This is a genomic window from Tateyamaria sp. Alg231-49 (assembly GCF_900143535.1).
In the GTDB taxonomy this organism is placed as follows: Bacteria; Pseudomonadota; Alphaproteobacteria; order Rhodobacterales; family Rhodobacteraceae; genus Tateyamaria.
In genome coordinates this window covers 447,718-470,065 of record NZ_FRFA01000001.1, presented here as the reverse complement: position 1 = coordinate 470,065, position 22,348 = coordinate 447,718, and the positions used below count along the sequence as shown (strand labels likewise).

25 protein-coding genes and 1 pseudogene are annotated in these 22,348 nt (G+C 58.0%); 16 read left to right on the top strand and 10 right to left on the bottom strand.

Features of this window, described 5'->3' with window-relative positions; all coding sequences use genetic code 11:
- Positions 1–177 precede the first annotated feature (177 nt).
- Positions 178–1,038 (bottom strand): tellurite resistance TerB family protein, encoded by an 861-nt coding sequence (locus tag DHN60_RS02275; RefSeq protein ID WP_108835619.1) that lies wholly within the window; start codon positions 1,036–1,038, stop codon positions 178–180.
- 128 nt (positions 1,039–1,166) lie between these two features.
- Between DHN60_RS02275 and DHN60_RS02270 the strand changes: the two genes are divergently transcribed.
- On the top strand, positions 1,167–2,042 hold the full coding sequence (locus DHN60_RS02270) for a DMT family transporter (RefSeq protein ID WP_108835618.1): 876 nt from the start codon (positions 1,167–1,169) through the stop codon (positions 2,040–2,042).
- On the opposite strand, the gene DHN60_RS02265 is transcribed toward DHN60_RS02270, so the two are convergent.
- From DHN60_RS02265 to mazG, 5 genes are all read right to left on the bottom strand, one after another.
- Positions 2,039–3,430, bottom strand: coding sequence for a YdiU family protein (locus tag DHN60_RS02265; protein WP_108835617.1), 1,392 nt, complete (start codon positions 3,428–3,430; stop codon positions 2,039–2,041). The two genes, DHN60_RS02270 and DHN60_RS02265, sit on opposite strands and share 4 nt — an antisense overlap.
- 33 nt (positions 3,431–3,463) lie before the next feature.
- Positions 3,464–3,913 (bottom strand): GNAT family N-acetyltransferase, encoded by a 450-nt coding sequence (locus DHN60_RS02260; protein ID WP_108835616.1) that lies wholly within the window; start codon positions 3,911–3,913, stop codon positions 3,464–3,466.
- Positions 3,913–4,419, bottom strand: a complete 507-nt coding sequence (locus DHN60_RS02255) for a GrpB family protein (RefSeq protein ID WP_108835615.1) — start codon at positions 4,417–4,419, stop codon at positions 3,913–3,915. Before DHN60_RS02255 ends, DHN60_RS02260 begins: the two co-directional genes overlap by 1 nt.
- Positions 4,416–5,357, bottom strand: coding sequence for a nucleoside hydrolase (locus DHN60_RS02250; RefSeq protein WP_108835912.1), 942 nt, complete (start codon positions 5,355–5,357; stop codon positions 4,416–4,418). Before DHN60_RS02250 ends, DHN60_RS02255 begins: the two co-directional genes overlap by 4 nt.
- A 75-nt stretch (positions 5,358–5,432) precedes the next feature.
- Positions 5,433–6,254, bottom strand: coding sequence for a nucleoside triphosphate pyrophosphohydrolase (mazG, locus tag DHN60_RS02245; RefSeq protein WP_108835911.1), 822 nt, complete (start codon positions 6,252–6,254; stop codon positions 5,433–5,435).
- Between the two features lie 63 nt (positions 6,255–6,317).
- Between mazG and DHN60_RS02240 the strand changes: the two genes are divergently transcribed.
- Both DHN60_RS02240 and DHN60_RS22570 read left to right on the top strand, forming a co-directional pair.
- On the top strand, positions 6,318–7,481 hold the full coding sequence (locus DHN60_RS02240) for a M20 aminoacylase family protein (RefSeq protein WP_108835614.1): 1,164 nt from the start codon (positions 6,318–6,320) through the stop codon (positions 7,479–7,481).
- A 74-nt stretch (positions 7,482–7,555) separates the two neighbouring features.
- Positions 7,556–7,678, top strand: a pseudogene (locus tag DHN60_RS22570) (agmatinase); the annotation flags it as partial.
- Here the strand turns inward: DHN60_RS22570 and DHN60_RS02230 are convergent.
- Entirely contained in the window at positions 7,622–8,653 is a 1,032-nt protein-coding gene (locus DHN60_RS02230) for a polysaccharide biosynthesis/export family protein (RefSeq protein ID WP_199913614.1), read from the bottom strand. The pseudogene DHN60_RS22570 and the gene DHN60_RS02230 overlap by 57 nt on opposite strands.
- Before the next feature lie 150 nt (positions 8,654–8,803).
- Positions 8,804–10,117 (bottom strand): capsule biosynthesis protein, encoded by a 1,314-nt coding sequence (locus DHN60_RS02225; RefSeq protein ID WP_234423486.1) that lies wholly within the window; start codon positions 10,115–10,117, stop codon positions 8,804–8,806.
- 135 nt (positions 10,118–10,252) lie between these two features.
- On the opposite strand from DHN60_RS02225, the gene DHN60_RS02220 reads away from it, so the two are divergent.
- The 4 genes from DHN60_RS02220 to nusB all read left to right on the top strand — a co-directional run bounded on the left by DHN60_RS02220 (position 10,253) and on the right by nusB (position 13,183).
- Complete coding sequence (locus tag DHN60_RS02220; RefSeq protein ID WP_108835908.1) at positions 10,253–10,840, top strand: riboflavin synthase; 588 nt, start codon at positions 10,253–10,255, stop codon at positions 10,838–10,840.
- Positions 10,841–11,055: 215 nt separating this feature from the next.
- Positions 11,056–12,174: a 3,4-dihydroxy-2-butanone-4-phosphate synthase gene (gene ribB / locus DHN60_RS02215; RefSeq protein WP_108835613.1), complete on the top strand. Its 1,119-nt coding sequence runs from the start codon at positions 11,056–11,058 to the stop codon at positions 12,172–12,174.
- A gap of 2 nt (positions 12,175–12,176) precedes the next feature.
- Positions 12,177–12,719 (top strand): 6,7-dimethyl-8-ribityllumazine synthase, encoded by a 543-nt coding sequence (locus DHN60_RS02210; RefSeq protein WP_108835612.1) that lies wholly within the window; start codon positions 12,177–12,179, stop codon positions 12,717–12,719.
- A complete protein-coding gene (nusB, locus tag DHN60_RS02205) occupies positions 12,716–13,183 on the top strand; it encodes a transcription antitermination factor NusB (RefSeq protein ID WP_108835611.1) in 468 nt (155 codons plus the stop codon). Before DHN60_RS02210 ends, nusB begins: the two co-directional genes overlap by 4 nt.
- A 25-nt stretch (positions 13,184–13,208) precedes the next feature.
- Here the strand turns inward: nusB and DHN60_RS02200 are convergent, their stop codons facing one another.
- On the bottom strand, positions 13,209–13,694 hold the full coding sequence (locus DHN60_RS02200) for a GNAT family N-acetyltransferase (RefSeq protein WP_108835610.1): 486 nt from the start codon (positions 13,692–13,694) through the stop codon (positions 13,209–13,211).
- 153 nt (positions 13,695–13,847) lie between these two features.
- Here DHN60_RS02200 and DHN60_RS02195 point away from each other — a divergent pair, with 153 nt between their 5' ends.
- The 4 genes from DHN60_RS02195 (at position 13,848) to DHN60_RS02180 (ending at position 16,898) form a co-directional block, all read left to right on the top strand.
- Positions 13,848–14,708: a hypothetical protein gene (locus DHN60_RS02195; protein WP_159089085.1), complete on the top strand. Its 861-nt coding sequence runs from the start codon at positions 13,848–13,850 to the stop codon at positions 14,706–14,708.
- Positions 14,705–15,469 carry a hypothetical protein gene (locus DHN60_RS02190; protein ID WP_159089084.1) on the top strand — a complete coding sequence of 255 codons (765 nt, stop codon included), beginning with the start codon at positions 14,705–14,707 and terminating at the stop codon, positions 15,467–15,469. Before DHN60_RS02195 ends, DHN60_RS02190 begins: the two co-directional genes overlap by 4 nt.
- A 190-nt stretch (positions 15,470–15,659) precedes the next feature.
- Positions 15,660–15,902, top strand: coding sequence for a hypothetical protein (locus DHN60_RS02185; protein ID WP_234423485.1), 243 nt, complete (start codon positions 15,660–15,662; stop codon positions 15,900–15,902).
- A 30-nt stretch (positions 15,903–15,932) separates the two neighbouring features.
- Positions 15,933–16,898 carry an NADPH:quinone oxidoreductase family protein gene (locus tag DHN60_RS02180; RefSeq protein ID WP_108835606.1) on the top strand — a complete coding sequence of 322 codons (966 nt, stop codon included), beginning with the start codon at positions 15,933–15,935 and terminating at the stop codon, positions 16,896–16,898.
- 4 nt (positions 16,899–16,902) lie between these two features.
- Here DHN60_RS02180 and DHN60_RS02175 read toward each other — a convergent pair whose 3' ends face one another.
- Complete coding sequence (locus tag DHN60_RS02175; protein WP_108835605.1) at positions 16,903–17,883, bottom strand: DMT family transporter; 981 nt, start codon at positions 17,881–17,883, stop codon at positions 16,903–16,905.
- A gap of 148 nt (positions 17,884–18,031) precedes the next feature.
- Here DHN60_RS02175 and DHN60_RS02170 point away from each other — a divergent pair, with 148 nt between their 5' ends.
- The 5 genes from DHN60_RS02170 to DHN60_RS02150 all read left to right on the top strand — a co-directional run bounded on the left by DHN60_RS02170 (position 18,032) and on the right by DHN60_RS02150 (position 22,333).
- Complete coding sequence (locus tag DHN60_RS02170) at positions 18,032–18,550, top strand: CoxG family protein (RefSeq protein ID WP_108835604.1); 519 nt, start codon at positions 18,032–18,034, stop codon at positions 18,548–18,550.
- A gap of 89 nt (positions 18,551–18,639) precedes the next feature.
- On the top strand, positions 18,640–19,578 hold the full coding sequence (locus DHN60_RS02165; protein ID WP_108835603.1) for an ABC transporter ATP-binding protein: 939 nt from the start codon (positions 18,640–18,642) through the stop codon (positions 19,576–19,578).
- Positions 19,575–20,336, top strand: coding sequence for an ABC transporter permease (locus DHN60_RS02160; protein WP_108835602.1), 762 nt, complete (start codon positions 19,575–19,577; stop codon positions 20,334–20,336). Before DHN60_RS02165 ends, DHN60_RS02160 begins: the two co-directional genes overlap by 4 nt.
- A gap of 69 nt (positions 20,337–20,405) precedes the next feature.
- The gene (locus DHN60_RS02155) at positions 20,406–21,203 is read left to right on the top strand and encodes a S49 family peptidase (protein WP_108835601.1); all 798 of its coding nucleotides are present in this window, start codon (positions 20,406–20,408) and stop codon (positions 21,201–21,203) included.
- Positions 21,204–21,379: 176 nt separating this feature from the next.
- Positions 21,380–22,333, top strand: a complete 954-nt coding sequence (locus DHN60_RS02150) for a calcium/sodium antiporter (RefSeq protein WP_108835907.1) — start codon at positions 21,380–21,382, stop codon at positions 22,331–22,333.
- Positions 22,334–22,348: the final 15 nt, after the last annotated feature.

The window sequence follows — 22,348 nt, the reverse complement described above, 5'->3', positions numbered from 1 at the left end:
CTGATCCTCTGACCGCTTTGAATACCAGTTGAATGCCGCCGGGAGTGGGGGGGACAATTTTAGCAGGACATCTTTGTCCTCAAGGCCTCAATCCGCAAGATTTTGGCGCTTCCTCATGGCATCCTTGACGAACGGGGCGGCACGTTGTCCGCCCCGTTCAGCCAGAAAGCCGACTTTTCAGGTATAAAGCGATGGCACGCCAAGCTGTGCGTGCACGTCGTTCACGGATGTAGCATCCATCCCAAGCCCTTGGGCCAGCGAATGCAGGTACTGCGCCTCGGTCTGACTATCCAGATCAATGGCAAGCAGGGACATCGCATAGACTTGCGGGCCCATGCCGCGCGGCACATCGGCCACAAGTGCGTTCACATCCACGGGGCGCTGCATTTCGGTGCGCAAAAACGCGGCCTCGCCGTCGTCAATGTCGCCGCCCAGTTGGCCCATTAGTTTTTCTTGTTCGCCGTCATCCAGCTTGCCATCGGACTTCGCGGCCTGAATCATGGCGCGCAACATCAGGGCCGCGGCGGCCTCTTGATCGGCGGAGGGTTCGATGGCCTCTTGTGGGGTTTGATCAAAAGCCGAATTCAGGACCTCGCCAAAGCTGGCGTTGTTGCTTTCGGGGCGTTGCGCGACGGCGCCACCCAGTGCACCCAGCAGACCACCGGCGCCCGCACTACCAGCAAGCCCACCCAGCATGTCTTGCAAACCACCGCCCGCACCGCCGGCGCCTCCAAGGTTTTCAAGCAAGCCGCCAAGGCCACCGGTACCACCCTGTGCACCCCCCATGAGACCACCAAGCATGTCCTGCAAACCGGCCGCCCCGGCGCCACTCTGCGCACCACCCATCAACCCGCCAAGCATGTCCTGCAATCCAGCGCCGCCGCCTTGGGTACCGCCTGCAAGCCCACCTAGCAATCCGCCAAGCCCGGCATCGGTTCCTGCTGTCTGAGCACCGCTTCGGCTTTTCATCATCGAGCTGGCGCCTTTTGCGACCGCCACGCCAATGGCCACTTTGGCCAGGGTCTTCATCAAGCTCATTGGGTTTTCTCCCTTTAATCAATGCATAGAATCGTATTGGTAAATCTTTGCACAAAATTGCTGTCCGGCAGCGGGGAAAGTTATCAGGCAATTGACATCCCTGACAAAGGCCGCGCCAAGTGCGCTCTATGAACCGCAAGTCTCACATTGATCTGATCGGTGCTGTGGCCCTAACCGCCTTTGCGCTGAATCTGGCGCTCAATCAGGTGGTGATAAAAGTATCCAATGGTGGATTTCAGCCTGTGTTCATGGCTGCGCTGCGATCAGCTGGGGCAGGGGTGGTGCTGGTGATTTGGATGCGGGCGCGCGGGATTTCGTTAAGCCTGCCAAAGCCCGCCCATATGGGCGCAGTCATTGCAGGCTGTTTGTTCGCAATCGAATTTACGTTCCTTTTCAAGGCGCTGGACCTCACAACCGTATCGCGCACTTCGATCTTGTTTTACGCAATGCCGATCTGGCTGGCGTTGGCCAGTCACGTATTGTTACCCGGCGAGCGGTTGTCAGCGCTGCGTATCCTGGGCATGGCGCTTGCCATGGGCGGAGTTATTTTGGCCATGTCTGACCGTGGTGGCGGGCAGGCCAGCCTGACGGGGGATCTGCTCGCGATTGGTGCGGGCATGTGTTGGGCAGGTATTGCGTTGTGCGTGCGCATTACGCCGCTGAGTACAGTGCCCGCCGCTCAGCAACTGCTATGGCAGTTGTTGATCTCAGCGCCCCTTTTGCTGGTGGCTTCACTGTTTTTCGGTGACTTGGTGCGCGATTTGGAGCCTCTGCATGTGGCTGGTCTTGTCTATCAAATCATCGCAATCGCGAGCTTTGGGTTCTTGTTCTGGTTCTGGCTGCTCAAGATATATCCAGCCTCTGGCGTGGCCTCGTTCAGCTTTCTCTCACCGGTATTTTCGGTGCTGTTGGGGTGGTTGATCCTAGGCGAACAGATTGGGCTGAACATCTGGGCGGCCCTTGGATTGGTCGCTGTAGGACTTGTGCTGATCAACCGTCGTTAAGTGCCGCAGAACGTGGCCGGTACGATTTCGTCTGTGTTTGGCGGGCGGTGCAGGTCTGGGTCTGTGGCTCGGAACGGGGTTGCGAGTGCTTTGGTCAACCGTTCGAACGGACCCATATCCCCAGCCACGGCGGCCTCGATCATCGCCTCGATCCGGTGATTGCGCGGAATGATCTGCGGGTTGGTGCGTGCCATCAGATTAATATCGGGGTTTGTCGCCTGCCAGCGCTGCGCCCAAGCATCAAAAGCGTCGCGGTCGCTGAACTGATCCCGCGCGCTGTCCGTGCCAAGCGCGGCGAAAGTGTTGGTAAAGTCCGCACCATCAGTCTGCATCAAAGCAAGTAATTCTTCGATCAAAGGTTGGTGGTCGGCAGTGGCGCTATTTAGCCCGATCTTGGCCCCAAAACGGCGCAGCCAGGCGGCCTGCAACTGATTGGGCATGGCGTGCACGATGGCCGTGGCGTCTTCGACGGCCTTATCCTTGTCCTCAAACAGTTGAATGAGGGCCGTGGCCAGTTGCGCCATGTTCCACACCGCAATGCGCGGTTGGTTGCCATAAGCGTAGCGGCCCATCTGGTCGATTGAAGAGAACACGCGCCCTTCGGTGTAGGCGTCCATAAAGGCGCAGGGGCCATAGTCGATGGTTTCACCTGAGATGGTGCAATTGTCGGTGTTCATCACCCCGTGGATAAAACCAACAGACATCCATGCGGCAATCAGTTCGGCTTGCGCCGCGCAGACTGCTGACAGCAAGCCCATGGGCCCGTCCGCGTCCGGCCAGTGGCGCGCGATGGCGTAGTCAGCGAGGGTGCGCAATTCGTCGATGTGACCGCGATGGGCAAAGACCTGAAATGTGCCAACGCGCAGGTGGCTTGCGGCTACGCGGGTTAGCACCGCGCCCGGCAATGCGCCTTGTTCACGGTAGACCGGATCGCCTGTGGCGACGGCAGCCAATGCGCGGCTGGTGGGGATGCTCAGGGCATGCATTGCCTCGCTCACCACATATTCGCGCAGGACTGGGCCGAGCCATGCGCGCCCGTCACCCATACGCGAATAAGGTGTCGGCCCGGAGCCTTTCAGTTGGATGTCGCGCCGCGTGCCAGATTTGTCGATCACCTCGCCCAACAGAATGGCACGCCCATCCCCGAGTTGCGGATTGTAATTGCCGAACTGATGCCCCGCATACAGCTGAGCCAGCGGTGCCGCACCCTTGGGCACAATGTTTCCGGCAAAGACTGTTGCATCCGAACCGGTGATCCCGAGATCGCTGGCAAGGGCGTCATTCCAAGCCAACATCTGCGGTTTGGACACAGGCGTTGGGTCCAGCCGGGTGTAAAAGGCATCCGGCAGGGCGGCGTAAGAGTTATCAAAGGGGATATGCAAGCTCATGCCTCTTCACATAGGGCGGATCGCCAGCCTTGCCTAGAAGGTGCGTGTCATCAGGTGATACCCGGTCCGCAGACCGAACCCGGCGCGGGTATACAAACGCTGCGCGCTGGCGTTCTCTTTGCTGACCTCCAGATGCAGCGCCTTGAGGCCAACGTCAGCCAGTGCGCGGGGCAGGGCGATGAGAACTTCGCTGGCGACACCGCGCCCGCGCACGCCCGGACGGATAAACAGTTCGTCAACAAACCCGTCCATGCCGCCGAATTCAAGCGACCAGCCAAAGGACACAACGATATAGCCAATCGGCGCGCGGGGTGGCCCGATAAGATAGGCGGCACCATGTGGGCTACCTTCCAACAAGGGCGTAATGCCATCGGCGCGCTGTTGTTCTGATGTTTCTATTCCCGCCTCGGCGTGGAAGGCCGCCACCAGTGGCAACAGGCGATCGAGATGGTCAAGGTTGGCGAGGGTGAGGGCGGCACTCATCAATAACGCTCCAATGCGCGGCTTTCCGTCTTGCTGATCCATGCGGATTTGCATGTTCCATAGGCTTCACCGCCTTCGGGGTGGCGCGCCGCACACGCGCCTTTGACAGAGGCGTAAGCCGCCCGCAAGGACGCGTTGGCACGTAAGGCATCACGAAAGGCCAGATGACGGCGGATATCTGCGTGCCCTTGCACATAGGCGTGGGCGTGGACCTGCCGGTCGCCTGATTGAGGGTCAATGCGGCGGCAATAACGTCGTCCTTCAAGGCCAAAGGCGCCCATCCATTCATAGCCCAAGACCTCAAGGGCAGCGCGACTGGCATCAGCGGCAGCCTCATCGGCAAAGACAGGCAGAAGATCTAGAATGGGCTTGGCAGGCAGTCCGGGCACAGAGGTTGATCCGATGTGGTGCACCGTGATCAGGCCCTCCACGGCTTCCCGCCAACGCTGCATTTCTTCGTCCGCCCTGATCGGCCAGGTGCCGTCATAGGGCACCACAAGGCTCACAACTGGGCCAAACGTTCAGTCAGGAGCGCAAAAAACCCGTCTGCATCCACGGAGCCCATGAATGTCGCGTTGGGGGTGCGATCTGTCACGCCCCACCAGTCGGCGACCGTCATGCCCATGGTGAGTTCTGAAGAGGTTTCGATCTCTACATTCACATGTCGGCCTGAAAACAGATCAGGTCGAATCAAATAGGCGGTCACGCAAGGATCATGCAGCGGCGCGCCGGGGCTCCCGTATTTTTCACGATCAAAGCGTTCAAAAAAATCTGTCATTTGAGCGACCGCAGTTCCGGCCGCATTGCCAATGGCACGAAAGGCCGTGTTGCGTTCTTTGGTCACCAGCGCTTTGTGGGTTACATCAAGGGGCATGACGACGATATCAATCCCAGATTTAAACACAATTTCCGCAGCTTGGGGGTCGACGTAAATGTTGAACTCCGCTGCTGGGGTCACATTGCCGACCTCGAAATAGGCGCCGCCCATCAGAACGATTTGGTGCACACGTTCCGCAATGTCTGGTGCCTTTTCCAAAGCGGTGGCGATATTGGTCAGCGGGCCAAGGGGGCAAAGCGTAATCGTCCTGGGAGGATTGCTGCGCAGAGTGTCGATGATGAAGTCGACGCCATGCTGCTCCTGAAGCGGCATTGTGGGGTCTGGTAGGTCAGGTCCATCCATTCCGGTCGCGCCATGCACGTATTCGGCTGTGACCAGTTCGCGCCCCATGGGCCGGTCGCAGCCTGAATGGACCGGTACATCAGCTTTGCCCGCCAACTCACAGATCATAAGAGCATTTTTTGTTGTCAACGCAAGTGGCACGTTGCCAGCAACAGAGGTAATGCCAACCACCTCGATCTCTTCGGGGCTCGCCAGAGCAAGGAGGATCGCTACGGCGTCATCCTGACCGGGATCAGTGTCGATGATGATTTTACGGGGGGCCACGTTTGTCTCCTGCGATTTTTGTGAGTCGTGTGGGGGATTTGCACCGGCTTGTCCAGATTGCGCCATCCAGCGCCGTTAGCCCTTGGCGGCCTTTTCTCGTGCTTTGACCTCGTCCCAAAGCGCGTCCATCTCCTTCAAGTCGCTGTCTTCAGGTCGTTTTCCGCGCTTGGCCAGCGCGTCTTCGATTGCACCAAAGCGGCGGGTGAACTTGGCATTGGTCCGCCTGAGCGCTTCTTCGGGGTCGATGTTGAGATGGCGGGCAAGGTTGGCCATCACGAACAGCAGATCGCCCATTTCATCCACCATATCCTCGTGGTCCATGGTATCGCGCGCCTCAACCAATTCGCCCGCCTCTTCAACAATCTTGTCAAGAACGTGAGACGTGTCGGGCCAGTCAAACCCGACCCGCGCGGCGCGCTTTTGCAGCTTGTGGGCGCGCAGGAGGGCGGGAAGGTTCATCGCGATCCCGTCGAGTGTGCCTTTTTGTGCTTTTCCCGCGCGCTCTGTGGCTTTGATCGCCTCCCAGTCGCGGGTTTGCTGATCGGCGGATTTATCCCGGCTTTCGTCGCCAAACACGTGCGGGTGACGCGCAACCATCTTGTCAGAGATGTTAGTCACGACGGATTGAAACGAAAAATGCCCGGCCTCTTCGCCGATGGCGGTGTGATAGACAGATTGCAGCAGCAGATCACCCAATTCGCCCTCTAATTCGGACCAATCCTGCCGCTCAATGGCGTCTGCTACCTCATAAGCTTCTTCGATGGTGTAGGGCGCAATGGTCTGAAATGTCTGTTCGATGTCCCAAGGGCAGCCTGTTTTGGGGTCACGCAAGCGGCGCATAATCTCCAAAAGCCGCTCGATCCCGGCAGTTTGGTCGTTAATCAGGTCCTGAGCCATTGCAAGCCTTTCGGGTTTCGCGTTTGCTGACATGTGACGCATCTGTCAGCGAGGAGTCCACCCATGGCAATCATCAACCGCATTGGCGATCTCGGCCCCGAAATGGCCGCGTGGCGCCAGCATCTGCACACGATCCCCGAGTTGTCTTTTGACTGCCCAAAGACGTCAGCCTTTATCAAAGAACGGCTGGAAGAAATCGGGGTGGATGCGATCCATGATGGGATTGCGCAGACAGGTATTGTGGCGATCATTGAAGGGGTTGGTGACGGTCCGACGATCGGCTTGCGCGCAGATTTTGATGCTTTGCCGATCACGGAGGAGACAGGGGTTGAATACGCCTCGACCCATCCCGGTCAGATGCATGCTTGTGGCCATGACGGGCATACCGCGATGCTTTTGGGCGCGGCGACTTATCTTGCTGAAACGCGCAATTTCAGTGGCAAAGTTGCGTTGATTTTCCAACCTGCGGAAGAGGCCGGTGGCGGCGGTGAGGTCATGGTGCAGGAGGGCATCATGGACAAGTTCGACATCGGCGAGGTCTATGCCATCCACAACGCGCCCGGAAAGGATTTTGGCAAGTTCCACACAACAGCCGGCCCGATCATGGCAGCCGCTGACACTTTCCATATCAACATCACAGGCAAGGGCGGGCACGGCGCGCGCCCCTATGATTGCGTCGATCCGGTGGTAGCGGCCTGTGGCATTGTCACGGCCCTGCAAACCATTGTGAGCCGCAATCACAACACGGCAGGCACGCTGGTCATTTCGGCAACGCAAATCCATACCGGCACGACAGACAATGTGATCCCCGAGACGGCCTATATCAACGGCACCATCCGCACCTTTGACAAAGAGGTTCAGGCTATGGTGGCGCGCCGGATGGAGGAGGTCGTGGCCGGCGTTGCGGCAGGCTATGGCTGTGAAGCGGTGCTTGAGATCGAGTATGGCTATCCGCCCACTGTGAATGATGCGGACAAGGCGGCTTTTGCCACGCGCGTTGCGGCGGATGTTGCAGGTGCCGACGGTGTGGATGACGCAATAACGCCCGTAATGGGAGCAGAAGATTTTTCATACATGCTCGAGGCCCGACCGGGTGCTTACCTGATGCTGGGGCAGGGCGACGGGGCGGGCGTGCACCACCCCATGTACAACTTCAATGACGAGATTGCTCCGATTGGGGCGTCGTTCTTTGCCCGCCTGGTCGAAACAGCGCAACCGCGCGCCTGATTGGGGGCTCTGCCCCCGGCTTCGCCTCCCCCGGGATTTTTTTGAATCAGAGAAGATGAAGGACGCCTGACCATATGGCTTTGGAAGATGCAAAGAACGAGATGGACCACGCGTTTACGCGCACCGATTTAAAGGGGCCGTCATTTGAGTTGACCTTTGCTGGGGCGACGTCGTTTTTGCGGCGCCGGTATAGCAAAGRTCAAGTCCAGTACATAAATAAGGCGCTGGGCACCAACCAGATCATTTCGACCCAGAACAGCATTGGATATCTCTTCTGGCTCATTGCGCAGGACAAAGATGCCCGTTGGGTCAGCGGTTGCCGATTGCAGACCTCCGACCTGTGCAATGGCTTCAAGCGCACTCAGGTCCTGCGAGAAAAACGGAACGCGCGCCTGTCCGCCTGTGGCGCCGAGCGCGGTAAATGCGCGGGTGTCTTCTTCGACAAGAATGCGGTCACCACCGCGCAACGCAATGTCACGTTCGGGATGGTCAAACAGGTCCTGGAACCAGATGCGGCTGCGCTGGTTGCCGCGAATGACAGTGATCTGTGCGATCTCGGGCACGATCGTCACACCACCGGCGCGGGCCAGCATGGTGGACAAAGTGCGGGTCGGCCGTTCGATGGCATAAACGCCCTGTGCACCAACCGCACCGGTGAGCGACACCGTCGATCCATCACCAGCAAGGCGGCGAACCTGCACTTGGGGGTCCGGCGTCTGCTCTTCGAGCTTGGTGGTGATAATGCGACGTATTGCTTCGGGGGTGTTGCCAGCAGCCCGGATACGTCCGGCATAGGGCACAAAGATGAACCCGGATCCGTCGACCTGCACTTCTTCGAGCGCGGTGGCGTTCTGGCCTTGTCCGACCAGCAAGCCTTCGTCGACGTTTTCCCAAATCGTCAGTCCCAGAATGTCACCGGGTTGAATTGTATCAGACCCGATCACACCGGCATTGGTGAACCCATCGTTAAACCCCAGTGCGGGTGTGACAGCGGTTGCCCGTGTGACCCGATCATTGACAGTCACAACAAAGGCGTCGCCCTGTTTCTGAACTGATCCCGAGAAGATTTCGCGTTTGTTAGGACCGACATTCGGCAAACCGCACGATGAAACGATGCCCACAATAGCAAGTAGCGCGACGGCGCGCGCCCAGCGGAAAGACTGGAAAATCACTGCTCGGTCTCCTCGACCTGTTCTTGTTCTGCCTCAGGACGTGGGTTGACCCACATCATGTTTTTGTAGTGGAGCGGATTTTTATGCCCCTTATTTGCCTGCAAACTACCGGAGTCTGGCGATAAAATCTAGCCATAGGGGTAGTGTTCTTTAGGTCACCAGACGCAACTGTTGCCTTGGGGCCGCGGTGCCAGAGGCCAGAGCGTCATACGGGTCTTCGTCTGACAGCATCATGTCGACGACCTGCCGCAACAGTTGCCGCCGCCCCCGCGCAGAGTAAAACCCACCCGGCAACTGGCTGGTTTCAAGCAAATACCGCCGATAATCCTTGTACGCCTTGTTGTCTGGGCGGGAAGCGCCAGCGAAAAATTCGGGCATTGTTTGGTCGCTGACAAATTCCGGTTTTGCAAAAACCGCCCGCCCAAATACCTTGAGCGGGATACCGCGCCAGAGCACTTGCTGAGCCGCCGTAGAGTTCACTGTAACGGCGCTGCGCGCATCATTAAGCAACTGTGCCAGCTTGCCGCCTCGTACGTAATGGACGCGGCCCTTGAGGCCCAGCTCAGTCATGAGCGCGCTTATATGGCGGCGAATGGGCGCGCGCCCGTCTTCCAGAGGGTGCGCCTTTATCACCAGATGATGGTGAGCGGGGGCGCCTGAGGCAAAGCCGCGGATCACCACATCCAGGAATTCCGTCATCGATGCGAATGGCGAATGCTCTTGAAAGCTGCTGTCATGTTCGAGTTGCAGCAAGGCCAGATGGTATGGAAAGCCGCCATAACGGATGCGCCACGTGGCTTGTATCCGGTCCAGGGTGTGCACGGGCATCAGCAGCAGACGCCGAATGTAGAGCCCAAATTCTTGTCCTACGGTTAGGGCGCGGTGGGGTTGAAAATTGCGGTAGGCGCCATTCCGAAACATCACAAACCAATGATAGAGCGCGCCATAAAAAACGTGTTGTCGCATATCACCCCAATGGCCCGGAGGGAGGGGGGCTTCTATATCCGAGAGCGCAAGCGCGTCTTGCATTTGCGCAACGCTCATATCCATCAGGCGGGAATGACCATTGGTGCCGCCGCGCTCATAGGTCACCCAGTAAGGGCGCATATACCCTTCTTCAAAGACATGAACAGTAATGGCGCGTCGTTTGGCTTCTGCCACCGCTTCGGCGTGGATGGGGCGTAAATCACCGTAAAGGACGATATCAGTGACGCCTTTTTCGTCGACCAGATTGCAAAATGTTTCGCCCCAATCGCCTGCCGCCCCGCGAAAAGGAATATAACTGTCCGGATGAAACCAGAAGGCGCGATCGCCGGCGTTGAACCCGACGCGCCACACCGTCGCGCCCGCCTTGCGCAACATGGCACCAAGACGGTTGAAAAACGGCCCATGCGGCCCCTGCAAGAACAGGAACACCCGGGCATCAGGGGCGTGCGGTGTCATCTGGTCTTTGATACTCGGCATCTCTTTCCCTGAGGTGAACACGGGACTGGGGCGATTTTATGGCCCAGTCGGTGGGTGCGCGCAATGCGTGGCACCCTTGCCCTGCGCCGATTGCACCGCTACCTGACCTTTACTGGCAAAAAAGGCGAGCTGCGTATGTTCACTGGCATCATCACCGATATAGGCACTTTGGTTGACCTCAAGCAGGAGGGTGACCTGCGCGCGCGCATCTCAACAGGCTATGACACGGCCCGCATCGACATGGGCGCCTCCATCGCTTCGGACGGCGTGTGCCTGACCGTGGTGGATCTGGGCCCCGATTGGTATGACGTGCAGATCAGCGCCGAGACGGTCTCAAAGACCAACCTTGCAGGTTGGGAGGTCGGCAAACGGGTCAATCTTGAACGGGCGTTGAAAGTTGGTGACGAGTTGGGCGGACACATCGTGTCGGGCCATGTAGACGGGGTGGCCGAGGTCGTATCTGTGGTCGATGACGGTGACAGCACCCGCGTGCAGTTGCGCGCACCTGAGGGCCTGGCCCGTTTTATCGCGCCCAAAGGGTCCGTCGCCTTGAATGGCACATCACTGACTGTGAATGAGGTGCAGGGGGCGGTCTTTGGCATCAATTTCATCCCGCACACCAAAGATGTCACCACATGGGGCGATGTGGCCGTGGGGGATATGGTAAACCTCGAGATTGACACGCTTGCCCGTTACGTCGCCCGTCTGGCTGAGGCTGGTTGATCTTGCGGACAGGCCCAAGGGCCTGACGACATTCTGGCGCTTTTGGATTGGTTTGCTCGCATCATGTGCCGGTGCGTTTTGGGCTGCCCGACCCTTCGGGGAGGATTTTCTGAAATCAGAGAAGTGTTGGGCGCAGGGTGATTGTGCGCCGCGTCCCACTGGCAAAGTCTCTGGCCTTCCTTTATGTCGCGTGCACGTGCTGTTTAAGGTGAAACATGAGCTTTGAAACCCCCGGTCCTGTCGAGACGGACCTTGCTGCTGCCATCTCGCCCATCGAAGAGATCATCGAAGCCGCGCGCGCGGGCCAGATGTTCATTCTGGTCGATCACGAGGATCGCGAAAATGAAGGCGATTTGGTGATCCCAGCCAATTTCGCGACGCCCGAGGCGGTCAATTTTATGGCGACCTATGGCCGTGGCCTGATCTGCGTGACCTTGCCGTCCGAACGTGTGGATGCGCTGGGATTGCCGATGATGGCGATGCACAATTCGTCGCGCCACGAGACCGCGTTCACTGTGTCTGTCGAGGCGCGTGAGGGTGTGACCACAGGCATTTCTGCGGCTGACCGTGCGCTTACGATTTCTACGTTAGTAAATCCGCAGGCCACTGCGGCCGAGCTTGCGACCCCTGGGCATGTTTTTCCATTGCGTGCGCGCAAGGGTGGCGTTTTGGTGCGCGCAGGGCATACCGAAGCAGGGTGCGATGTTGCCCGGTTGGCAGGGCACTACCCATCCTCCGTGATTTGCGAGATCATGAACGAAGACGGGTCCATGGCCCGCTTGCCCGACCTTGTCGAATATGCCGAGCGCCATGGGCTGAAAATTGGCACCATCAGCGACCTGATCAGCTATCGCCGCCGTCATGACAATCTGGTGGTCGAGACGGCCAACAGCACTGTGACCTCGCAGCATGGTGGGGACTGGCACATGCGCATTTTTACTGATCAGACCCACGGCATCGAACATGTGACGCTGTCCAAGGGCGATCTCAGCAATGACGAACCGGTTCTTGTGCGTACCCATGCGCTGGCCGAAGTCACTGATATTTTGGGTCTGTCCGACAAACCCGTCGGCGAATTGCCGCGCGCGATGGAGATCATTGCCGAGGAAGGGCGCGGTGTCGTCTGCCTGTTCCGCCAGCCCCGCAAGTCGCTGTTCGACGAAGAAGAGGCCGGTCCGCGCATCGTCAAGAACACGGGGCTTGGCGCCCAGATGCTGTCCAACATGGGGCTCACGCGCCTGATCCTGCTGACGGACAGCCCGCGCACGACCTATATGGGCATTGACGCCTACGGTCTTGAGATCGTCGGTACCCGTCCGATTTTGGGAGAGTAGACATGGCTTCAATCGAACATCACGTGCTGGACCGCCCAGAATTCGACCAACAGACAAAACTGCTGATTGTGGTGTCACCCTATTACAAGGCGATTGCCGAAAACATGGTTGCCGGTGCCAAGGCCGAGATCGAGGCCGCAGGCGCCACGTGGGATTTGGTCGAGATGCCCGGTGCCTTGGAAATCCCGACGGCCATCGGGATATCGGAACGAATGTCGAATTTTGATGGCTATGTCGCCCTTGGCTGCGTGATCCGAGGGGAGACGACGCATTACGAAACGGTCTGCAATGACAGTTCTCGGGCACTGCAACTGCTGGGTTTGCAGGGGCTGTGCATCGGCAATGGCATCCTTACGGTCGAAAACGTGACACAGGCCGAGGTGCGCGCTGACCCTGCTGGTCAAAACAAAGGTGGCGGTGCGGCCGCTGCGGCCTTGCACCTGATCGCGCTCAGCCGTAAGTGGGGCCGCCAAGGCAAGGGTGTCGGGTTCAAACCCGCGTCCGAGTATCAGTTGGCCGGCAACACGAGGTCCACCACCACATGACCCTTTCGGGCAACCAGAAACGCAAGATGCGTTCAGCGGCGCGGCTTTATGCTGTGCAGGCGCTGTTCCAGATGGAGCAAAGCGCGCAGACCGTCGATCAAATCAAGGTCGAGTTCATGGATCACCGCTTTGGCGCGTCCTATGAGGGCGACGAGATGACCGAAGGTGATCCGGACCACTTTGCCCGTGTGATGGATGATGCCGTGAACTATCAGGCGCCGATCGACCAGATGACGGACCGGGGGCTGGTCGCTAAATGGCCGATCGCGCGGATTGATCCGACGATCCGGGCGCTGTTTCGTGCTGCGGGTGCGGAACTGCGCGATACGTCCACCCCACCAAAGGTGGTCATCACGGAATACGTGGATGTGGCACGGGCCTTTTTTCCGGATGGGAAAGAGCCGAGCTTTGTGAATGCGGTGCTGGATCATATGGCGCGAGAGGCGCGGCCTGAGGCGTTTTAAGGATCGCACGGCTCGCAGTGCGAGGTCAAAGAGACATAGACATCTCATGCCAAGCCATTCCGCCATGATCAGACGTGGATGGCTGTAAATAGCGGTACCCGAACTTCTCATAAAGCGGCACGTGATGGTCTTTGCACATCAGGTGTATCGTCACCTTGTTCATCCGCCTCATGCGCTGGACGAACTCGTCCATCAACGCTCGTGACAGGCCCTTTCCCTGTTGAGCGGGATCGACAACGACAGACATGATGACGACGTTGGGTGCGTCGGGGTCATGCCCAACCATCTCTTTGAATTCCTCATCAGACATTTCGACCTCATGCGCACATCCGCAGTTTACGAAGCCAACAATCATTCCTTCTAATTCAAGAATGAGGAAACCTTGGGAATAAATCTCGATCCGCTTTGATATCTTTTCCAATGTCGCGGCTTCATCGCCTTCGTATGCGGCAGTCTCGATTTCAAAGCAGCGTAAGGCATCTGAGGGTTGGGCATTTCGAAATTCGATCATGATCCCAGACTATGCACGATTGATCACGTTGCAAAGCTGCGGCTGCCTGCATCGCAGCGCTTGCCAGATATCTGTCTGTCGCGGCGCAAGAATTTGACCCACTGCCGTAGGCCGTATAAACGCGGTCGAACTGCAAAGCTGCGGAAGAAATGCATGACACAACAATCGAGAAGAGCGAGAGCGCGCGGTGGCGCACTGATTGGTCTTGCCAGCCTCATTCTCCTCGTGTCTTGCGCCAGCACCAATACAGAGCTTTTGAAAGCTGAATTGGACGCCCAACCCGCTGCCGTTCGCGCGACATCCGCTGATTACTCGGGTGACATTCGGTTCGGTTTTACCGATGGGATCGAAGCGCGCGGAAAAACAGTGCCATTCACGTTGAACGCAGGCCTGCGCAGCGTCACACCGACGCGGCTCGGCTTTCGGGGGCTTTTGGACTTGCGCGAATTTCAGGCTCAAGCGCCGCAACTGTTGTCGGGCCCCCTCGAAGAAGGGTGCGCACTGAACGTTGTTGCCAATCTCGACGAAACAGGCGCCACAGGTGATCTGATCGGCCTCGTTGGCACGGTGGACGTTGAACTCTATCGGTGCCGGGGTGAAAAGACCCAAGGGGTTGAGGGGCGCGGCGCGCGGCTGATCTCGACCACGATTGGGGTGGCCGCCGCTGCACGTGCCAATGTCCGTGGGCAGTGCGTACGTTTCGATCTTGCCGACGTGGTGCTCCAACCCACCGGCTTTCTTGGCGGATTGGTGAACCTGTTTGGTCTCACGGAACGTGTCGAAGAGGTAATTCTCTCCAAGGCAGAGGAATTTGCCGATCAGAATGTGATTTGTCCTAAGATGCCGCCTGAACTGTCTTCATTGGCGCCGGTCCTCGAATCCGGGGGTACACGCGAAACCGGCCAAGGTGGCATTGGCGTGGCACTAAGCGGCTCCATCGACACCAGTGCGGACACACTCATGGAACTCCTCGCTCTTATGCAGGCGCGCGATATCGTCGGAGGGGGACAATGATGGGCCGGATATATCTTTTTGCTCTGCTCACTGCGGGTCTTTTTGCGACCGAGCTTCCTGCCGAGGTGGTCACGTTCAAGGCCAGCCCGAACATAACGCTGGGCGAACGCGAGGTCCCCGTGGATTTGGCGCTGCGCCTGAAAGATATAAGCACCACACGGATTGCCATCGAAAGCGTTATCGACCTGCGCCGCGCACAGGAAATGCTCATCGACGAACTCACCGGATCCGCATTCGTTGATGTTTGCGATGCCAAGATCAGTGTGACTGAGGCCGTTGCCGAGACTGACGATATTGCTCTCACGCTGGGCGGAAGGATCGAAGCACAAGTCTTCGATTGCGAAGGCCAACTTGGCGCGGACCGTAAACGCGGTGAACGCGTCTATACGGCTGGCCTCACCGTCGCGGCCTCTGCCTCCGCTGTTCTTCGGGATCAGTGTCTGTACTTTAGTCTTGTCGATTTGAGGCTGACGCCTGATCGGTTCCCCGAGACTGCGGAGTCGCAAGAGACCGTCGCGCAAGTCAAAGACATCTTCTTCAAGGCCACGGATGCGATCTTTACAAACCATCCGATCTGCCCCGAACTCCCTGCCGAATTGTCTTCGCTTGCGCCCACCTATGATGCCGGCGGCACACGAGAACTGGGAGACGGCGGCATAGGAGTGTTCTTTCAAGGATCCCTAGATGCCAGCACCGACACGATCATCGATATCCTGAAAGTGTTGCAGTCGAAAGGTGTGCTTCCTCCGCCACCCAAGTGATTTTGGGGCCTGGCGAGTGTCTTCGTTGCGCGAACAGAAATGAAACAGCCTCCCCCGATGATTTTTTGATCCGCTAGGGGATCAGGCCAGTTTTGGTTGCAGCGCCATAGCCAAGCTGCCCAACCGGCGCGGCCCTGTTTTTTGATCTCATTCCCTCGACATGCGCCCTCTGCGGACCTAGCTCATGCGCATGGAAACAGATCCGCACCCCTTGATCCGCTTGTTCCTCAATGGGACGGCTGTCGGCTTTGCCCTTTCGGCGGTTTTTGTCACAATCTTGTGGCTGACTAACACGCTTGAGATTGCAACCCGTGCCCAAGGCAGCAAAGACGCGTTTCTGCTTCTTTTCATTCTATGGTTCTTTAACGGGCTGTTGTTTGGCGCGGTGCAAATCAGCTATGTGGTCTGGCAAATGGGGCGCAGCGATGACTGAGGGCTCCTGAACTTCCAAGGAGAACCGCCCATGCGTGCGATGCAACTTACCAGCCTTGGCCAGCCACTTGAGCTGCGCAATATCGACGTGCCGACGCCCGCAGCGGGTGAAGTGCTGTTGCGCATCCATACTTGCGGGCTGAACTTTGGCGATACTTTGATCGTCAAAGGCACCTATCAGGAAAAACCGCCCCTGCCGGCGACTGTGGGTATGGAGATGTGCGGCACGGTTGAGGCTGTGGGAGAAGGTGTGAACCATCTGGCCGTGGGCCAACGTGTGGCCGCCTATTCCGGGTTTGGTGGGTTGGCTGAATACGCGGCCCTGCCTGCCAATATCTGCGTGCCTATTCCCGATGAAATGTCCGCCAAAGACGCGGCGGCCTTTTTGATCGCCTATGGGACAAGCCATGTCGGTCTTGATTACAAGGCGGGCCTGAAACCCGGCGAGCGGTTGTTGGTGTTGGGTGCCTCTGGCGGTGTTGGTTTGACGGCGATCGAGCTTGGCAAACTGATGGGCGCCGAGGTCATTGCTGTAGCACGCGGTGCGGCCAAGCTGGAGGTGGCAAAGGCCGCCGGGGCGGATCATGTGCTGGACAGTGATACAAGTGATCTGCGCACCGATGTAAAGGCGCTGGGAGGCGCGGATGTCGTCTATGACCCGGTGGGGGGAGATCTGTTCAACGCAGCGCTGCGTGCGTGTAACCCCGAGGCGCGTCTGCTGCCGCTTGGCTTTGCAAGCGGGACGGTGCCGCAAATCCCGGCCAATATTCTGCTGGTCAAAAACCTCACCGTGATCGGGTACTATTGGGGCGGCTATATGCGGGTGAACCCCAAGGTTCTGACCGACAGCTTTGAAGTGCTGTTTGGGTGGTATGCAGAAGGAAAGCTGAAACCGCACGTGAGCCACGTGTTGCCGTTGGAGCAGGCCAATGAGGGGTTGGAGTTGCTGCGCAGTCGCAAGGCCACGGGCAAGGTTGTTATCGAAACAGGGGTCTGAAGCGTCAGTATCGCCGCTTGGGTTGTGCGTGGCCGAGCATTCTGGATTTGTGCCGTTCGCGCAGAAAAACGAACAGGCCCGCGCCGAGGATCATGAAAATCCCCACCCAAACCTCGAATGCCGGAAACTCGCCAAACACGACATACCCCCAAAAGACGGCGAGCGGCAGGCCGATATATTCGAACGGTGCCACTGTGGCCGCATCAGCCAGCCGGTAGGCTTGGCTGAGGCAATAACCAACGATCGCGACGTTTATCCCAAGGCCCAGAAAAACCCACATGTCCTGCGCTGGCGGCCACACCCATGCCCGCAACAAGAACAGAACCGACGGGTTGGTGCTTCCTTGGGCCAGCCGTCCATCCCCTGCCACCACGAAAAAGCCGACAGATACCACGATGAAGGCGGCCTGGATGTAGACGGACATCGCACTTGCCTTACTGGTCACGCCCAGCCTGCGCGTCATCACCTGATTGAGCGCATAGGTCAGTGCCGCCACAACCGGGAGCAAAAGCATGATACGGCTGACTTCCAGGTCTCCGGCATCGGCCCACGGGCGCTGCATGACGACCACACCTGCAAAGCCAAACGCCACAGCCCCCAACCGCATCGGCCCGACCCGTTCCCCCAGCATTGGGATCGACAACAGGGTGATGAACAATGGGGCAACGAAAAACAGCGCGGTGACATCGGCCAGCGGCAGTACAGACAAGGCAACAAAGAAGGTCATGTTGGCCACCACGATCAACAGCCCCCGCAAGGCATGGGCCCACGGATGGGAGGTGCGCAGGATCTGCCATCCCCCTTCGTATTGAACGATCAGCAGGCTCAGCATAATCCCAATGCCAGACCGGGCAAAAACGATCTGGTGCAGCGGGTAGCCGCCCGACAACTGTTTGACGAGCATGTCGTTAACCGAGATGCAAACCATCCCGATCAGGACCGAGAGTATGCCCAAGCCTGCGATATTCTGACGGGTGCTGTCCATGCTTCCAGCCGTATTGTGCGTGATGGGCAACTCTGTCTCAGGGGCGACATCGGGCGAAAAAAAAGGGGCGTATTCCGACGTGGTGAGTCCTGCATCCCTGCGCTATGCTGGCTCTCAAACATCATGACCCCTCAGGGAGTGCCCTAAAATGCAAATGTCCGACACCCGCCAGATCGCAGCCAAGCCGGCCGAGGTCTATGCCGCCTTGCTCAACCCCGAGGTGCTGAAGGCTTGCGTGCCGGGCGCCACCGAAGTCACTGGCAGCCCCGAGGATGGGTTTGAAGCCTCGGTCACTCAGAAAGTCGGCCCCGTAAAGGCAACGTTCAAAGGGCAGGTGACCCTGTCTGATATGATTGAAAACCAAAGCCTCACGATCACGGGCGAGGGCAAGGGTGGTGCCGCAGGCTTTGCCAAGGGCGGGGCCGAAGTGCGTATGGAGGCTGTCGATGGCGGTACGGCGCTAAGCTATGACGTAGAAGCCAAGGTTGGCGGCAAGCTGGCGCAGCTTGGCAGCCGCATCATCGACGGCTTTGCCAAGAAAATGGCGGATCAGTTTTTTACCAACCTTCAAGAAACCCTTGAAGGACCTGCCGAACCAGACGCCGCAGAAGGCGAAGAGGGTGAGCAGAAGAAGGGGTGGTTGGGCCGGCTGACCGGCAAGACCTGAACGCCTCGCACACCCGTTTGTGCGCGCATGCGCTGGCGATGGACGCCTGTGCGCGTTAACCCTGCGCCATTCGCGGTGAAGAGGGCCCCATGCCGACTATCCTGAGTATCAAGAACCTGCGCAAATCCTACAAGGGTGGCTTTGAGGCCCTCAAGGACGTGTCGCTTGACATCGAAGAGGGCGAGATCATCGCCCTTTTGGGACCCAATGGTGCAGGCAAGACAACACTGATTTCGACCATCTGCGGGATCACCATGCCCACCTCGGGCACGGTCACCGTGGCCGGGTACGACATCATCACAGGCTTTCGCGCAGCACGCAGCATGATCGGACTTGTCCCGCAGGAAATTGCGCTGGAACCATTCGAAAAAGTCATCAACTCGGTCCGGTTCTCGCGCGGCTTGTTCGGCAAGCCGCGAATGGACGGCGTTGTCGAAGACGTGCTGAAACGGTTGTCTCTCTGGGACAAACGCAACGCGCAGATTCTCGAATTGTCGGGCGGCATGAAACGCCGCGTGCTGATTGCCAAGGCGCTGGCCCACGAACCGCGCGTGTTGTTTCTGGACGAACCCACCGCCGGCGTCGACGTGGAACTGCGCAAGGACATGTGGGGCATCGTCGAACAGTTGCGTGCAGATGGCGTGACTACAGTTTTGACAACACATTACATCGAAGAAGCCGAAGCCATCGCGGATCGGGTCGGCGTCATCAACAAGGGTGAAATCCTGTTGGTTGAGGACAAGGACAAGTTGATGGCCCGTATGGGTAAGAAACAGTTGGAGGTCCAACTAACCGCGCAGCTTGGCGCAATTCCTGATGCGCTGTCAGCGTATGACCTGACGTTAGGCGATGGCGGTCACACCCTGATTTACAGCTACGACACAAAGAGCGAGCGCACCGGGATCACCAGGCTGCTCAAGGACGTCGCAGACGCGGGCCTGTCGTTGCGCGATGTGGTCACACGGCAATCCAGCCTCGAAGACATCTTTGTCACTCTTGTCAGCGAAAAAGGGGAGCGGGACCAATGAACCGGACTGCCATCGCCGCCATCTATCGCAATGAAATGGCGCGCTTTTTCCGTACACTGGCGCAATCCTTTATCTCGCCTGTCTTGTCAGCATCGCTCTATTTCGTGGTGTTCGGAGCCGCCATCGGCAGCCGCATCGACGAGGTTGAGGGGGTCAGCTATGGTGCGTTCATCGTGCCGGGCCTGATCATGCTGACGGTGATGACCCAAGCGATTTCGAACGCGTCTTTTGGCATCTATTTCCCAAAGTTCATCGGCACATTTAATGAGTTGCTCTCTGCCCCGCTGAACTTCCTTGAGATCGTGATCGGTTATGCGGGGGCTGCGGCGACCAAATCCATGTTTATCGGGATTATCATCCTGATCACCTCTTTCTTCTTTGTTGATCTTCAGATTGCGCACCCGCTGGCGATGGTCGTGTTTCTGGTTCTGACCTGCGTCAGCTTTGCGCTCTTTGGCTTTATCATCGGCATCTGGGCTGGGAATTTCGAACAATTACAACTGATCCCGCTGTTGGTCATCACGCCGCTCGTGTTCCTTGGTGGATCTTTCTACTCAATCTCAATGTTGCCGCCGGTCTGGCAGACAATTTCGATGTTCAATCCGGTGGTCTACCTGATCTCGGGCTTTCGCTGGGCGTTTTTTGGGGTGGCGGATGTGCCCATTGGGCTGTCGCTGCTGGCAATCGGAGCATTCACTGCCGCCTGTCTCGGGGTCGTGGCATTTATCTTCAAAACCGGGTGGCGCATTCGACAATAAGGGCGCGGTGGGCAACTCGTTTGCTCTGCGACCTTGTTTGCACCAATACAGCATTCTACATGGGGCAAGATGAAACGATTTATCCCCTTCATGAAATCCAACCCCACAGTGGCTGTGATCCGGCTTCAGGGCGTCATTGCCGGTGGGGGGCGTGGTACGCTCAATGATGCAAGCCTTGGCCCCATCATTGAAAAAGCGTTCTCAAAAGGTAAACCGGCCGCGGTCGCTCTTGAGGTGAACTCGCCCGGAGGCAGCCCGGTGCAATCTTCGTTGATCGGTGCGCGCATTCGGCGACTTGCTGAGGAAAAAGAGATTCCCGTGATCGCATTCGTCGAAGATGTGGCTGCCTCTGGTGGATACTGGCTGGCGGCAGCGGCCGACGAAATCTATGCCGACGAAAGTTCGGTCGTTGGCTCCATCGGGGTGATTTCTGCGGGCTTTGGCGCGCATGAATTGCTTGCCCGGCAAGGGGTTGAACGACGCGTTTACACGGCGGGAAAATCCAAATCCATGCTGGACCCGTTTCGCCCTGAAAACCCGGAAGATGTTGAGCGCCTCAAGGGCTTGCTGAACGACATCCACGCAAATTTCATCGATCATGTGACCGCGCGACGTGCAGGCAAATTGGACAGCGAGACCGAGTTGTTTACAGGCGAAGTGTGGCTTGCCAAAAAGGCACATGCCTTGGGCCTGATCGACGGAATCGGCCACATCAAACCTTTCCTCAAAGAGCGGTTCGGTGAAAAAGTTCAATTCCGCCGCTATGGCGTGCGCAAACCGTTTCTGGCGCGCTTCGGAACCCAAATGGTTGACGATGCCATTGCTTCGGTCGAAGAACGGGCAGCCTTCGCCCAGTTTGGACTGTAATTTATGCTCTCGAAGATCGTGATACTGTTTCTGGTCTTCATGGGTGTTCTGGCCATGTTCGGGAAATTACATTGGCTCGGGGGAAAACGTCTGACCAAGGCCAAGTGTGAGTGCGGACGTTACCGTATTGGCAAAGGCCCGTGTGCCTGCGGTCGGGGTAAATCCTGATGCATGAAATGCTTCCTTGGCTGTTAAGCGGGTTGGGTCTGTTGATCCTGCTGCTGGCCGGGGACTCGTTGGTCAAAGGGGCGGTGAACTTGTCCCTGCGCCTTGGCGTTCCCGCGTTGATCGTGAGTCTGACCATTGTGGCCTTTGGCACGTCAGCCCCCGAACTGCTTATCGCAATCGAAGCGATACTGGACGATGCCCCCGGCATCGCCATGGGTAATGTTGTCGGATCAAATACCGCCAATATACTGTTGGTGCTCGGTATTCCGGCCTTACTGGCGACCATGCACACGTCCGAATGCGAGACGCGCAAGACCTATAACTACATGATCGCGGCCTCGGTCCTGTTTATTGCCCTTGCCTTTCGCGAAGTGTTCGACTGGATCTCGGCGATTGTGTTGCTCGCGGCCCTCGCTTTTGTTCTGTTTGATCAGGCCAAAGAGGCGATGGGGCACCGATCGGCCTGTGCCGCTGGTACAGCGGACGAAGAAGAAATCGAGGGCGTTGACCCCGACTTGCCCGGCTGGCGCATCGCCGTCTTTTTGGTCCTTGGCCTGATCGGCCTTCCATTGGGCGCAAGCCTACTGGTCGAAAACGCCAGTATCATCGCCAAGACTTACGGGGTCAGTGATACGGTCATTGGTCTTACGTTGGTAGCTGTTGGTACGTCTCTGCCGGAACTCGCCACTACTGTAATGGCGGCGCTTCGTCGTCAGGCGGATGTGGCGCTGGGCAACGTGATCGGGTCTAACATGTTTAACCTATTGGCCATCATCGGCATTGCGTCGTTGGTGGGTCCAATCCCGGTTGATCGCGCGTTCCTTACCTTTGATTTGTGGGTGATGCTGGGTGCTTCTATCCTGCTGGTGCCATTTGTTTACATGAGGCGCGATATCACACGGACGTGGGGGGTGGTATTGTCAGCCCTTTATGTGACCTATCTGCTCATTGTACTAATCTGAGATCAAAGCAGGGGA